This is a genomic window from Acidimicrobiales bacterium (assembly GCA_035547835.1).
GTDB lineage: Bacteria > Actinomycetota > Acidimicrobiia > Acidimicrobiales > Iamiaceae > DASZTW01.
Genome location: DASZTW010000002.1, coordinates 1 through 13700, shown reverse-complemented (window position 1 = coordinate 13700; position 13700 = coordinate 1). Strand labels below are relative to the sequence as shown.

Sequence of the window (13700 nt, the reverse complement as noted above, 5' to 3'; positions counted from 1 at the left end):
TACCACGGCGACTGCGCCGGCGCCCCCGCAGCTCGAACGGTGGGTGTCACGGCGCCACCGGCCAGCGCGGCGGGTACCCCGTCGCCCGCCACGCGGCAGCGGCGACCGCCGCGAACACCGCGTCGGACCCGTTGACCGGAGGGTCCTCCGACGGTTCGATCTCGACGTCGATGACGGGCGTGTCGGCGGCCCGCAACACACCGAAGGACCGGATGGTCAAGTCGTGCACCTCGCCGGTTTCGTCGACGCGCAACGACTCGGACCGCACCCACCCCAGCGCCATGTGGGTGGCACCGATGCAGTACGACCGCAACACCACCGCATCGAGCGGATCGCCGCACGACACGCGCACCCGCACCGCGCCATCGGCCGCGATCTCGGCGATCGCTTCCGCGCCCTCCGGTGAGCGGACCGGCCCGGCGCCGGTGACGGCAGAGCGCAGCACCAGCGCCTCCGCCCAACCCGCGGCCCGCAGATCGACCGATGTGGGCGGACCGACGACGTCGACTTCCTCGACCCGCAGTTCGGGCGCGACGGCGGCGATGGCGGCGGCGACGCCCGGTGTGCGGGCCACGCGGACGACGCCCGAACCGTCGGCTCCGATGCCCCCGCCGATCGGCGGCCGCTTGGGCCCGCCGCGGACCGCGTCCTCGCGGGACCACAGCACCCGCACCGGCCGGCCGTGACGGTCGGCCAGCTCCCGAGCCGCGGCCGACACCGGGGAGTGGACCTTGCCGCCGAACGCGCCGCCGTTGCCGAGCGGCGACGCGGGCTCGCCACCTGGGGCACACCACGCGGCGTCGGTCTCGAGGTACGCCGGCTCGACCCACGTGGTCTGCAAGGTGAAGGCCCAATCGCCGTCCGGCACGTCGATCGGGTACCCGACCTCGATGGTCGAGCGACGCCCCTGCACTTTGCCCGCGGCCGCGCGGGCCTCCGCGGGCGTGTCACCCACCGCCCAGCCACCCGCGCCGTCGGGCACGGCCACGAGCGCACCCTCGGGCGCGAGGTCATCGGCGAAGCCACCCCGCCCCAGGGCCACCGCTGCTCCAACCGCTTGCGGGTTGCGGCCCTCGATCGCAGCGCGGGCGGCCGCTGCGTCCCGGTCACGGCCGTCGTCTGCCTCGACCGCTGCCGCGCCACCCGCCGCGCCCACCAGCGCTGCCGCCTCGCGGATCGTCTGCCAGCCGGTGCACCGGCACAAGTGGGCGGCCAGCGCCCGGTCGAGCGCCGGCCGCTCGTCGAGCGCGCCACCCTTGGCGTGCAATCCCTCCAACCTGCAGATGATCCCTGGCGTGCAGAAACCGCACTGCGACCCGCCGGTCGCGGACAGCGCCGCCGCCCATCCGTCGCGCACGGTGGGATCGAGGCCGTCGACGGTCTGCACCGAGCGCGACGCGACCCGCTTGACCGGGGTCACGCACGACACTCTCGGCTGGCCGTCCACCAGCACGGTGCAGCACCCGCACTGGCCTTGGGGACTGCATCCGTCCTTCGGGCTGCGAACGCCGAGGCGGTCCCGCAGCGCGTCGAGCAGCGAGCCGCCGGCCGGCACCGTCACCTCGCGGCCGTCGAGCCGGAACGTGACGGGAGGGGTGGCAGGGTCGGCGTCGGGCGCGCGAGCAGGCATCAACACGGAGGTTAGGTTCACCCCTGTGTCCCCCCGATACGAGCGCATTCCCCGGGCCTTGAGCCGCAGGACGTTGCTGAGCGGCGCGCTCGGCATGGCGGGCGCAGCGGTGCTCGCCGGCTGCTCGTCGGGCAAGTCCGCCTCGTCGACGAGCACCACCGGGCTCCTGTCGCTGTCGTCCGACAGCGCCAACGGCAACAGCCAGGACGACTACGTCCTGCTGCAGATCTTCTCGGACGGGCCCTACGTGTATCCCGGCGCGCCGCAACGACTCGCTTTCGCGCTCGCCAACGGCGAAGGGGCGTTCCTCGACACCGGACCGGCGTCGCTCGAGTTCGTGGTGGTCGACGGCAAGGACAGGCCGGTCGGGTCACCGATCACGGTCGCCCTGCACGACAAAGGTCTCCAGAAGGGTTACTACCCGCTGGTGTTCGATCCGCCGGCCACCGGTGACTACACGGCCAAGACGTCGATCAAGGGCAAGCCGCTCACCGCCGCGTTCCAAGTGTTCGACAAGTCGAAGATCACCGCGCTCGGCGCGGGCGCCGCGATGCCGTCGATCCCGACTCCGACGGTGGCCGATCACCAAGGTGTCGACCCGATCTGCACGGCGAGCCCGCAGTGCCCGTTCCACACGGTGAGCCTCGACGCGGCGCTGAAGGCCGCCAAACCGGTGGCCGTGCTCATCGCCACGCCGGCTTACTGCCAGACGGCGATCTGCGGGCCCGTGCTCGATGTGCTGGTGAGCCAGAAAGCGGCCTTCGGTGAGCGGATCACCCTCATCCACAACGAGGTTTACAAGAGCGGCGCCATCGCCTCGAAGAACATCAGCGCCCCCGGCAACCTCACGCCGCTCATCGCGGCCATGAAGCTCGAGTTCGAGCCGACGCTCGTGCTGGTGAACGCCGACGGCACGATCAAGGGCCGGCTCGACAACGTCTTCGACCAGACCGAAGCTGCGGCGGCGCTGAACTCGCTGGCGGGTTGATCAGGCGCCGCGCCCGCGCCGCCGAACGATGGGTTTCGGGTCGAGCTACGAGAAGCTCTGCCCGCAGCCGCAGCTGCGCTGCGCGTTGGGGTTGACGATGGAGAACCCCGACTCCTGCAGGCCTGTCTTGTAGTCGAGCGTCGCGCCCTCGAGCAGCATGGCGCTCGACGCGTCGACCACGACCCTCACACCCCGGTAGTCGGCGGTGACATCGTCACCCGCCACGTCGGAGTCGAAGAACATCTCGTAGCTGAAGCCGGCGCACCCACCAGGGCGGACCGCGACACGAAGCGCGAGGCCATCTTCGCCTTCAGCGTCGATGAGCTCCTTGACCTTGTCGGCAGCGGTGTCGGTGAGCGCGATCACGGGTTCCTCCTGAAATATGCCTGCTGGTGGAGCGTCGCTCGGATGGCAGCAGCCCTCATGTTATCGACGCCGGCCGGAGTCGGGCACCCCGCCGGTACCATCGGCGACGATGCCCGACCTCACCGACGCCGCCGCGCACGACGGCCGGCCGACCCCCGAGCACCTCCGCGACCTGCTGCGGGCGGTGATCGACCCTGAGCTCGGCAGCGACATCGTCGACCTCGGGATGGTGCCGGCGGTCGCCATCGATCCGGACGGCTCGGTCGCGGTCACTGTGGCGCTCACCACGGCCGGCTGCCCGCTGCGTGCCCAGATCCAGCGCGATGTGCGCACCCGCCTGGCCGCCGTCGAGGGCGTCACCGACGTGCGCATCGAGTGGACGGAGATGACACCGGACCAAAAGCGCGCGGCGCTCGACACCGCCCGGCGCAAGGCGTCCGAACGCCCGGAGGACACGGCGATCGGTCCCAACACCCAAGTGGTCCTGATCGCCTCGGGCAAAGGCGGGGTCGGCAAGTCGTCGGTCACGGTGAACTTGGCTGCCGCGCTGGCCGAGCGCGGGTTGAAGGTGGGCGTGCTCGACGCCGACATCTGGGGCTTCTCCGTGCCCCGCATGCTCGGCGTTTCGGGCCGCCTCGCCGGCACCGAGCGCGACGGCCGCAAACTCATGCTTCCCAACGAGCGCATCATCGGCGACGGCGTGGTGCGCGTCGTGTCGATGGGCTTCCTCGTCGAGGACGAGTCATCCGCGCTGATGTGGCGGGGGTTGATGCTCAACCGCGGCGTCCAGCACTTCTTGCAGGACGTGGCGTGGGGCGACGACCTCGACTACTTGCTGGTCGACATGCCGCCCGGCACCGGTGACGTGCAGATGGGTGTGGCTCGGCTCGTGCCCCGGGCCGAGGTCATCGTGGTCACCACCCCCGCTGTCGCCGCGCAGAAAGTGGCGGGCCGGGTGGTCGACATGGCGCGCAAGAACTTCTTGCGCGTGGCCGGCGTGATCGAGAACATGAGCGACTTCACGTGCGAACACGGTGAGACGTATCCCCTGTTCGGCTCCGGGGGGGGCGCAACCCTGGCGCACGACGCGGGCGCGCCGCTGCTGGGCTCGATCCCGCTCGAGTCGACCGTTGCGGCGGGTGGCGATGCCGGCGAGCCGTCGGCGCTCGGCGACGGGCCCGCCGCCCAGGCGTTCCGGTCCATCGCCGCGCAGCTGCACGACGAGATCGTGCCGCCCCGCCAGATGGCGGGATGCTCGGCCCGGCTGCCGGCTGCGGACGCCACCACCGCTGTGGCCGCGCCGGTGCGGATCAGCCGCTGACGATGCTCGTCAGCCGATCGCGGGGGCTTCGGGGTGGCCGAGGGCGGCGGTCGGCGACGCCGTGATCGGCTGTGTCCGCCAGTCGACCACCGCGCGTCCGTGCAAGCGGCGCAGTCGCTCGACGGTGTCGCCGCCCGGTGCGCACACCGCCCCGAGCAGCGGCACCAGCTGGCCGTCCCCGCGGAGCCGAAGGGTCGGGACGATCACGCCCGGAAGCCAGGCGCGACGGTCCTCGACCAGCCGCTCGACCCGTTTCCATCGGATGGTCTCGACGCTCCACGCATGGCGGATGGTGATCCCGGCGTCATCGGCATCCACGCCGACCTGAGCGGTGCGCCACACACCCACGACCACCGCCACGGCGATCACGCCCACGCCGATCGGCCACTGGCCGAGCACGATCAGCAGCACAGCCGGCACGACGCTGACGAGCAGGGCCACCACGACGCCGAAGGCCGTCAGCACCCCGCGCCCGGTCCGGTCGGGGCGCAACGACTCATCGTGGAGGCGCGCAGGGGTTCGGGCGGGAAGGGGAGGCGGCATGTGGGTCGGACTCGGGTGGCGGCGGCTGGCGGAGCCGATGGGCGTGAGGTAACGGGAAACTTTACGTGATGAACACCTGACGGGAAAGGAACGTCAGAGACCGGGTCACGTCCCGCGTCGGAGCCTCCACCCAGCGTCGACATCGTCCGGGTCTTCGCAGCTCGCCAAGCCGTCCGCGTGCAGTTTCCGCAGGTGAGCCCACACCGATCGGGCCGCGACGGGGTGCAGCTCCGGCGCCACCTCGGTGTAGATCCGTTCCACGATCGAGGGCACCAGCACCGGTTCGGGGCCCAGCTCGGCGAGCACCTGCGCCTCGCGGTCGCGGCGGTGTTCGAGGTACGCGCGCACGAGATCGTGCGGTTGGTCGATCACGTGGCCGTGCGCGGGAGCGATGGCCTTCATGGCGTGGCGCAAGCCCAGCAACTGCTCGAGCGAGTCGAGGTACTGCGCCATGTCGCCATCGGGTGGGTTGATGACCACGGTCGAGCCCTGCATCACGTGGTCCCCCGAGAACAGCAGGCGCTCCTCTTCGAGCAGGAAGCACAAGTGGTTCGACGCGTGGCCGGGTGTGTGCACCGCAGTGAGGCGGAACTCGGTGGCCTCGATCGAGTCGCCGCCGGCGAGGTGGCGATCGCACTCCAGGCCGTCGCGGTCGGCGAAGGCCAGGACCTCGGCGCCGGTCCGCGCTTTGAGCCCCGCCGCGCCAGGCGAGTGGTCTGGGTGGGTGTGGGTGCAGACGATCCAACGGATCCGGTCGCCCCCGCACGCGGCGATCGCATCGAGGTGGCTGGCTTCGTCGGGACCCGGGTCGATGACCACGATCTCGTCGACGCCCACGAGGTACGTGTTCGTGCCGGGACCGGTCATGATGCCGGGATTCGGGGCCAAGATGCGGCGGACCAGCGGGCTGATGGCCGCCGCGACGCCCACCACCAGCGTGGGCGGCACCGGGGTCGAGTCGCCGTCGTCGTCGCCGGGATCGGGATGCCTGCGGCGGGTCATGTGTGGGGTTCGCCCGCGACGTCCGGCCCAGCGTCGAAGGCCATCGAGACGACCTCGCCCGGGAGGGGGATCCGCAGCCCGTTCTCGTCGCCGATCGCGTGGGTCGTCATGGCGTTGCGGTCGTTCGCCTCCGCGGCCACCGCGAGGGCCTCACGGGTGGAGCCGAACATGTCGAGCGCTCGCAAGGTCGCCACGGTGGGGGGCAACATCGTGAAGGTGCCCTCGGCCTCGGCGGCCAGCGCGTCGCCGGGCCGCACCCAGCGCGACGCGATGGTTTCGCGGCCGTCGTGCACCGCGACCTGACCCTCGGGCGCGGCAGCCAGGAAGAACCGCGTGTCGTAGCGCCGAGGCGGGCCGGGAGGCGTGATCCACCGGGCGAAGTAGTGCATGGCGCCGACGTCGAGTCGCAAGTCCTCCTCCTCGCAGATCGCGAAGAGGTCGGTCTCCTCGGCATCGAGCGCCGATCGGTGACGCTCGAACCGTTGCGCTTCGGCCTCGTCGAGCGCTCGCCACGGGGTGCCGTCGGCCCGCAAGGCGGGAAACAGCGCGCACTCCTCGAGGCTCTCGCGCACCGCTGCGACCCAGTACGCGAGGCCATCGCGCTCGACGCCGAGTCGGGCCGATGCCAGCTCCGGATCGAGCCCGCTGATGCGGCCGCCCCAGCGCGGGTCGTGGTCTTCAGGATCGACCGCCCCTCCCGGGAACACGTACATGCCGCCCACGAACGCCGAGCTGTGCTGGCGCTGCAGCATGCAGACCTCGACGCCGTCGTCCCCGTCGCGCAGCAGCATCACCGTCGCCGCCTCGCGGACGGGGACGTCGCGGAACGGGACGGCGTCAGGCGTCATGCGTCATGCGGACCGGACACCGAATGGGTGTCGATCGCCCCCGCCGGCGGCTGTCGGCCCGCAGGCGCGCCGCCGGGGCCGCGCTCGTGGCCGCCCGTGTCGATCACTGGACCGCGGACGAAGAAGAACCCGCGCCGGAACGAGGCGGCGCCACGCTCGATGCGCCGCTGGAGGCGCTTGGCGACGACGTTCGCGATCGCGGTGCGCACCGGGGGCAACAGCAGCAGCAACCCTGCCGTCGCGGTGATGAAGCCGGGGACGAACAGCAAGACGCCTGCGGCCAACACCAAGAGGCCGTCGAGCAGTTCACGGTGCGGGGTGCGGCCGGCGTCGAGTTGGTGCTGGACCCGCCGTGCCACGCCGAGACCGACCCGCTTGACCAGCCAGCCGCCCACGATCGACACGAGGATCAACAACGACAGTGCGTCGAGCCATCCGAGGTGGTGCGCCACCTGCACGAGAACCACGAGCTCGGCGATGGCGAGCAGCGGGAGCAGGAGCAGCATCACCCCAGCCTAGAGGTGCGCCATTCGATTGGCGCTGCGGGATCGGCGGGTGCGGGGCACCGCGCGGCGGTCAGTTCAAGTGGCCGTCGCCGGCGGTGCGGGCGATGCCGCGCCAGACCCGGCTCCCCCACCGTCGCGCCTCGGCCGGCGCGCGCTCGAGGTCGCGGGCGAGCTGCGCGACGTGCAAGTGGTTGGTGAGGACCTCGCCGAACTCGTCGGGATCGGCGAGCAGCCATGAGTGGCCGCCGTCGACGACTTGACCTTCCGCGCCGAGCGCGAGGCACAGCGCGTCGAAGCTGTCCTTCGGGATCACGTGGTCCCGCACGCCGGACAACGCCACGACGGGGACCTGGCGCTCCTTCAGCTCTTCGAGCTCGGCGGTGAGGTCGGCGGTACGGGCGAGCGCACCCACCCGCCACAGCGCCATCGGGTTGCGCAACAGGTTCGGTACCAGCTCCTCGAAGATGGCGGGGGCCACACGGGTGACCTGGGTGATGGGGAACAGGTCGGCCGGGAACCGCACCCCCCAGTCCCAGATCGGCCGCTCGGCCATGGAGCGCACGTTGGCCCCGGCCTTCCAGGTGGGTCCGCCGATCGAGTTCACCAGTACCAGCGAGCGGACGCGCCCGGGGTGTCGATGGGTGAACGCGATGCCGACGCCACCACCGAACGAATGGCCGACCACGAACGCCGGCTCGTCGATGTCCACGGCGTCGAGGAAGGCGGCCACCCAGTCGCCGTAGCCCTTCATCGAGAAGTGCCGCCGAGGCAGATCACCGGTGCCGCCGAAGCCCGGGAGCGACGGCGCGACCACGTGGCAGCCGAGCCGGACCAAGCGCGCGATGGCGTGCTTGTACGCGCGGTGCCCGAGCGCCCAGCCGTGCAGGAACACGACGGGGATGCCCTCGCCGCCGCTCGCGTAGTGGACCGGTCGGTCGTCGAGCCAGGTCCGGTGCCACGTGAGCTCGTGGTGGTCGCCACCGCGCAGCATCGTTGCGGCCACGTCAGACGCGCCCCCAGCTCCGTTCGCGGCCCTGCTGCCCGCCGACCGCGCGTCGGTCATCGCCATGGGCTCACGGTAGATGGTGGACGAGCCCCCGTCGCGCAACCCCATGGCGGCGGCGCGATGCATCGGGTGCCGTCCCGGGTCCCCCGGCCCGTGTGGCGCGAACTCGGTCAGCCGGCCAGGAGGTGCTTGCGCTCCGCCTCGTTCAGGCCGCCCCAGATGCCGTGCGGCTCCTTGATGGCGATGGCGTAGTCCAGACAGGGTTGGCGGACCGGACACGTCTGGCAGATGGACCGGGCCCGCCCCTCCCGTGCCAGCTTGTCCTCTTTCCGCTCGAAGGTCGGCGGTGGGAAGAAAACCGCCGCCTGAGGCCCCCGACATGCCGCCCGAACCTGCCAGGCGTCGTCAGCTCGTTGTGCGCTCAACCTGCCCCCTTTCGCTCCGGACCCTACGACCGGCCGCGCGGGCGTGACAAGGTTGAACTTTTGTAAGCAAAAGTGCCAATCTCCGCGAACATTCGCAGGTCACGGCCGAGATTTCGCCGATCGGCGCCGAGCACCACTCGAACGCCGTTGGCCACGTTCAGTAGGCAGATGCGCGCTATTCGTCCGGATCGTGGCCGCTGGCGCCGTCCGGACCGACCAGCAGCAACAGCCCCTCGACCCCGCGCACGGTGACCGCCGTACCCGCACCGAGCTCGCCCTCGGCGGCGCGGGCGGGCCACAGTGCCCCGTCGACCCGGATCGTGCCGTCGGGGCCGAGCCGCTCCACGGTCTCGCCATCGAGGCCGACCATCCACTCCCGGTCGACGGACGGCGTCGAGAACCGTGAGCGCACCAGCGCCGGCAAGCCGAAGATCATGAACAGCGCGGTGCCGGCGACGCCGACGATCAGCGTGAGCCACGAGATCGACAGGCCGTCGTAGAGCATGACCGAGCCCACGATCAGCGCTGCGGTGCCGATGCCCGTCCACACCCGCGGCACGCCGGTCTGCACGTCGATCGCGTACGCCAGCACCGCGAACACCAACAACCCGACGCCCCACCCGGTGACGGGGAGCACGCCGAACCCGTAGCACCCGAGCACGAAGCAACCGGCGCCCACCAACCCCGCCACGCCGACGCCCGCGGTGTACAGCTCTAGGACGATCAACACCATCCCGATCAGGAACAGCAGGTAGGCGACCGAGGGGCTGGCCACGGTGTGGAAGATCTGGGTCTGCACCGGCAGCTGGCTGAACACCGGTGAGGTGACGGGCTGGCGACGGGGCCCCTCGGGGGTCTCGAGCGTCTTGGTCTTCACGCCAGGGAGCCCGACGATGAACTCGCCGAGGACCGGTCCGTCGTTGGTGGCCACGCCGGTGCTCCGGGCGCTCTGGTAGCCCATCGTGGCGTCGTGCAAGCGACCGAGCTGGGCTCGAAACGCCGGCCGAAGCAGGCTGCGGTCGACGACGACGTCGCCGGTGTCGCCGATGCTCGAGCCGGGTGCAACCGCGACGTGGCTCGCCACGCCGAGCAGCTGGGCGACCTTGCCCTTGGCCTTGGACCCGCTCGGGCCGACCCAGATCGACACCGGGATGGTGGCGTCGTGCATCCGCTCGGCGAGGTCGGCGAGGCGACGGTCGCTCACCACGGCATCGCTGCTGTTGAGCTGCAACACGACGCCGACGGCGTGGTCGCGCTCTGCCTGGTCGATCGAGCGGGCGACGAAATCGGCGAGGACAGGGTCGAGCAGGCCGCTGACCTTCACGATGTGCAGCTTCCCGCCGGGGTCGGCGGTCGGGCGGCCCTCCACCGCGCCCGCCGTGGCAGGTGCCACGCCCACGAGCAGGGCGAGAACACCGAGCAACACGGTGATGGTCACTAGTCTGCGCACGTACATCTCCGGAATGAGCCGTCGTTCGAGAGGACCCGGAGTGGATCCGAGCCAGTTCTTCGCCACCTCCCGCGTCGTCATCGTTGCGGGCAAGGGAGGCGTCGGCAAAACCACCGTCTCCGCCGCGCTCGGCCGCGCCGCGGCCCGGGCCGGTCTCACGACCTTGATCATCGACGTCGAAGGCAAGAGCGGCCTGCCCGCCATGTTCGGCCAGCCACCCCTGGGCTACGACGAACAAGTGCTCGTGCCGGGCGGCGGGCCCGACGGTGGCGCCGACCTGCTGGCCCGCACCCTCACGGCCGACGACGCGCTGCTCGAGTACCTGGAGGACCACGGCCTGCGTCGCATCTCCAAGCGCTTGGTGTCGAGCGGTGCGCTCGATGTGGTGGCCACGGCCGCGCCCGGCATCAAGGACATCTTGTTGCTCGGCAAGATCAAGCAGCTCGAACGGGCCGACGACCACCCTGATCTGATCGTGGTCGACGCGCCGGCCGCCGGCCACGCCATCACGTTCCTGCAATCGGCCCGAGCGCTGCTCGACGCCGTGCGGGTAGGCCCGATCCACACCCAGGCGGCCGACGTGCTGGCGCTGCTGACCGACCCGACCCGATGCCAGGTGGTGCTCGTGACACTCGGCGAGGAGACACCGGTCAACGAGCTGATCGACACGGCGTACGCCCTCGAGGATCGGGTGGGCATCAGCTTGGCGCCCGTCGTGGTCAACGGCCTGTATCCAGAGTTGGCGGGGATCGAGCGACCGCCGAGCGAAGCCGCAGCCGCCGCCGGCGTGAAGCTCAAGAGCCGCGAGGCCGACGAGCTGGCGGCTGCCGCGGCGTTCCGGCGCGATCGCGAGGCGCTGCAGCGCGACCAGGTCGACCGCCTGGCCGAACAGCTCCCGCTCCCGCAGCTCCGCTTGCCCTACCTCTTCGAGGCCGATCTCGGCCCGGCCGAGCTCGACGTCCTGGCCGACCGCCTCACCGCCGACATCGCCGACCTCGACCCCAGCCGGCTCGGCGTGGGGCAGGTGACCGGCGCCGCCGGCCCGCCGCCCGTCGACACCGAGCCCGGCTCTGGAGCAGCGACATGAGCCCGCGCAAGGCGACCACGCCCGAGTCGGCCGAGCCGACCGAGGCCGCCACCGGCGAGGACGTCGTACCCGACGCGCAACCCACCACGCTCGACGAGCTGGTCCGTTCCAGCACGATCTTGATCACGTGCGGATCCGGCGGCGTCGGCAAGACCACCACCGCCGCGGTGTTGGCCATGGAGGCCGCCAAAGTCGGCCGCCGTGCCGTGGTGGTCACCATCGACCCCGCCAAGCGGCTGGCCGACGCGCTCGGGCTGTCCGGCTCGATCGACAACACCCCCCGGCAGATCCCCGGCGACTGGGCCGGCGAGCTGTGGGCCGTGATGCTCGACACCAAGAGCACCTTCGACGAGCTGGTCCAGCGCTACTCCACCGAACCCGAACAGGCCGAGCGAATCCTCGGGAACCGCTTCTACCGCAACATCTCCGGCGCCTTGTCGGGCACGCAGGAGTACATGGCGATGGAGAAGCTGCACGAGCTGCACGCCAACTCGTCGTTCGACCTGGTGGTGGTCGACACCCCGCCGACCCGGCACGCGCTCGACTTCCTCGACGCGCCACGTCGCCTCACCCGCTTCCTCGACCATCGCCTGTACCGCACGCTCATGGCCCCGACCCGCGGGATGATGCGGGCCGTCAACGTGGCCGCTCAAGCGTTCCTCCGAACGTTGTCGAAAGTGGTCGGCGGCGAGGTGCTCGACGACGCGCTGGCCTTCTTCTCCGCTTTCCAAGGGATGGAAGAAGGTTTTCGCGCCCGCGCCAACGAGGTTCTGGAGCTGCTGACCGATCCGTCGACCAGCTACGTCCTGGTGGCGTCACCCAAGCGCGACACGGTCGAAGAAGCGCAGTTCTTCGCCGACCGGTTGCGGGAAGCTGGGCTGCCCGTGCGGGCCCTCATCGTCAACCGCATGCACCCCAAGTTCACCGACGCGCCCCCCGGCGCCGTGCGAGCGCTCGCCGACGGGCACGCCGGGTCCGACCTCGGCGACCTGTACCGCAACCTCGCCGACTTCGCGCTCGTGGCCGAGCGCGAGGAACAGCACCTCGTCGGCCTGTCCGAGTCGATCGGATCGTCGGCCGTGGTGCGAGTGCCGTTCCTCAGCTCCGACGTGCACGACCTGGTGGGCTTGGCAGAGCTGGCCGGCCACCTGTTCGTCGAACCGGCCTGACCAGCCTCGACCGGTCGGGGCATCCGCCGATCGGCGGTGGGGCTACGACGAGCTGTCGTCCTCGTCGGCCTGGCCGTTGAGCACCGCCACGGCTTCGTCGACCGATTCGGTGACCGGCACGATCCGGTCGAAGCCGGTGGTGTGGAGCAGGCGGGTGAGGGTGGGGCGGCTGCACGACACCGCAACCTCGCCGCCCGCTTCGCGCACCCGCCGGATGCCACCGATCAACGCGCCGAGGCCTGCCGAGTCCATGAACGGGACCTCCGACAGGTCGATCAGCAACCTGGGGGCCGTGGACACCGAGCTCAGCGCCTCACGGAACTGCCCGACGGTGTAGGCGTCCAGCTCACCGACCGGACGACACAAGGTGTGGCCGGCCGCCTCTTCGACCACTTCGATCTCGAGCACGCGTCCTCCAGGGAGGGTGGGGATCGACGGGTCGACCTTACAAGGTGGGTCGCCCGGAGCGGCCGCCCCCGCCCGCTCGGTGGGCGCGCACCGGATCAGAGGTCGCCGAGCTCGCTGCGGGCCCGTCCCGGACCAGACCCGGATGGAGCCATCGGAGGCGGCGCGGTTATCCTCGCCGCTCGTGACCGACGTGCTGCTTGCCACCGACGCCGACTGGGCCTTCGACGAAGTCGCCGCCGCCCTGATCGAGCCCGACACCACGATCCGTCGGGTGCGGGCGGGGGCCGACGTGTTGGCCGCGGCGAGCGCCGACAACCCGGACCTGGTCATCCTCGACATGCAGATCGGGAACCTCGGCGGCATCGCCACCTGCCTCGACCTGCGGCTCGAGGAAGGCAAGGGCCGGCTCCCGGTGACGCCGATCCTCATGTTGCTCGACCGCGACGCCGACCTGTTCCTCGCCAAGCGCTCGCAAGCCGACGGCTGGCTGTTCAAGCCGATCGACGCGTTCCGGCTGCGCAAGGCGTCGCAAGCGCTGCTCGCCGGCGGCGAGTACAAGGAGCAGCCGCGCACCCCGGTCGGGTCCTGACCGGGTCCTCATCTGGCGAGGCCACCCCGCGCTCTCCGTTCGGAGCGCGCGTAGGGGTCGGGTAGCATCGCCAATCCGACGGGCTGTGGCTCAGCTTGGTAGAGCGCTGCGTTCGGGACGCAGAGGTCGTGGGTTCAAATCCCGCCAGCCCGACCAGATCCCTGGTGTCGCCCGCGTGGCACCGGACCAGCGAGGCGTCAGATCACGTTCCGCGCGCCAAAGGCGACCGCCACGGTGGGATTCTGCGCGCAGAAGCGCTCAGGCGAGCGGGCGGATCGTCACGTGCGCCGCGCCGGCCACGGTCCCGTCGAGTGGCAACGGCTGGGCGAGGAACTGCCCGAGCGCCGACAGCGACGCAACCG

General features: G+C 71.2%; 15 protein-coding genes and 1 tRNA gene. 6 read left to right on the top strand and 10 right to left on the bottom strand.

What is annotated here, in order from left to right:
- Positions 1–46: 46 nt before the first annotated feature.
- A complete protein-coding gene (locus VHA73_01340; protein HVX16649.1) occupies positions 47–1630 on the bottom strand; it encodes a 2Fe-2S iron-sulfur cluster-binding protein in 1584 nt (527 codons plus the stop codon).
- 25 nt (positions 1631–1655) lie between these two features.
- Here VHA73_01340 and VHA73_01335 point away from each other — a divergent pair, with 25 nt between their 5' ends.
- The gene (locus VHA73_01335) at positions 1656–2618 is read left to right on the top strand and encodes a hypothetical protein (GenBank protein ID HVX16648.1); all 963 of its coding nucleotides are present in this window, start codon (positions 1656–1658) and stop codon (positions 2616–2618) included.
- A 45-nt stretch (positions 2619–2663) separates the two neighbouring features.
- On the opposite strand, the gene erpA is transcribed toward VHA73_01335, so the two are convergent.
- Positions 2664–2984, bottom strand: coding sequence for an iron-sulfur cluster insertion protein ErpA (gene erpA, locus VHA73_01330; GenBank protein HVX16647.1), 321 nt, complete (start codon positions 2982–2984; stop codon positions 2664–2666).
- 109 nt (positions 2985–3093) lie between these two features.
- Between erpA and VHA73_01325 the strand changes: the two genes are divergently transcribed.
- Positions 3094–4305, top strand: a complete 1212-nt coding sequence (locus tag VHA73_01325) for an Mrp/NBP35 family ATP-binding protein (protein ID HVX16646.1) — start codon at positions 3094–3096, stop codon at positions 4303–4305.
- Positions 4306–4314: 9 nt separating this feature from the next.
- Here VHA73_01325 and VHA73_01320 read toward each other — a convergent pair whose 3' ends face one another.
- The 7 genes from VHA73_01320 to VHA73_01290 all read right to left on the bottom strand — a co-directional run bounded on the left by VHA73_01320 (position 4315) and on the right by VHA73_01290 (position 10085).
- Positions 4315–4797 (bottom strand): hypothetical protein, encoded by a 483-nt coding sequence (locus VHA73_01320; protein HVX16645.1) that lies wholly within the window; start codon positions 4795–4797, stop codon positions 4315–4317.
- A 156-nt stretch (positions 4798–4953) separates the two neighbouring features.
- On the bottom strand, positions 4954–5850 hold the full coding sequence (locus tag VHA73_01315; protein ID HVX16644.1) for an MBL fold metallo-hydrolase: 897 nt from the start codon (positions 5848–5850) through the stop codon (positions 4954–4956).
- Positions 5847–6698, bottom strand: a complete 852-nt coding sequence (locus VHA73_01310) for a hypothetical protein (GenBank protein HVX16643.1) — start codon at positions 6696–6698, stop codon at positions 5847–5849. The genes VHA73_01315 and VHA73_01310 overlap by 4 nt, the downstream gene beginning before the upstream one ends.
- Positions 6695–7204 (bottom strand): FxsA family protein, encoded by a 510-nt coding sequence (locus VHA73_01305; GenBank protein HVX16642.1) that lies wholly within the window; start codon positions 7202–7204, stop codon positions 6695–6697. The genes VHA73_01310 and VHA73_01305 overlap by 4 nt, the downstream gene beginning before the upstream one ends.
- 70 nt (positions 7205–7274) lie before the next feature.
- Positions 7275–8273, bottom strand: a complete 999-nt coding sequence (locus tag VHA73_01300) for an alpha/beta hydrolase (protein HVX16641.1) — start codon at positions 8271–8273, stop codon at positions 7275–7277.
- Between the two features lie 107 nt (positions 8274–8380).
- Positions 8381–8635 (bottom strand): WhiB family transcriptional regulator, encoded by a 255-nt coding sequence (locus VHA73_01295; GenBank protein HVX16640.1) that lies wholly within the window; start codon positions 8633–8635, stop codon positions 8381–8383.
- Between the two features lie 175 nt (positions 8636–8810).
- Entirely contained in the window at positions 8811–10085 is a 1275-nt protein-coding gene (locus VHA73_01290; protein ID HVX16639.1) for an NfeD family protein, read from the bottom strand.
- A gap of 40 nt (positions 10086–10125) precedes the next feature.
- Here VHA73_01290 and VHA73_01285 point away from each other — a divergent pair, with 40 nt between their 5' ends.
- Positions 10126–11172, top strand: coding sequence for an ArsA-related P-loop ATPase (locus tag VHA73_01285; protein ID HVX16638.1), 1047 nt, complete (start codon positions 10126–10128; stop codon positions 11170–11172).
- Positions 11169–12341, top strand: a complete 1173-nt coding sequence (locus VHA73_01280; GenBank protein ID HVX16637.1) for an ArsA family ATPase — start codon at positions 11169–11171, stop codon at positions 12339–12341. Before VHA73_01285 ends, VHA73_01280 begins: the two co-directional genes overlap by 4 nt.
- Before the next feature lie 42 nt (positions 12342–12383).
- Here the strand turns inward: VHA73_01280 and VHA73_01275 are convergent, their stop codons facing one another.
- Complete coding sequence (locus tag VHA73_01275; protein HVX16636.1) at positions 12384–12749, bottom strand: STAS domain-containing protein; 366 nt, start codon at positions 12747–12749, stop codon at positions 12384–12386.
- A 181-nt stretch (positions 12750–12930) separates the two neighbouring features.
- On the opposite strand from VHA73_01275, the gene VHA73_01270 reads away from it, so the two are divergent.
- On the top strand, positions 12931–13338 hold the full coding sequence (locus VHA73_01270) for a response regulator (protein ID HVX16635.1): 408 nt from the start codon (positions 12931–12933) through the stop codon (positions 13336–13338).
- Between the two features lie 79 nt (positions 13339–13417).
- Positions 13418–13494, top strand: a tRNA-Pro gene (locus VHA73_01265).
- Positions 13495–13700 lie beyond the last annotated feature (206 nt).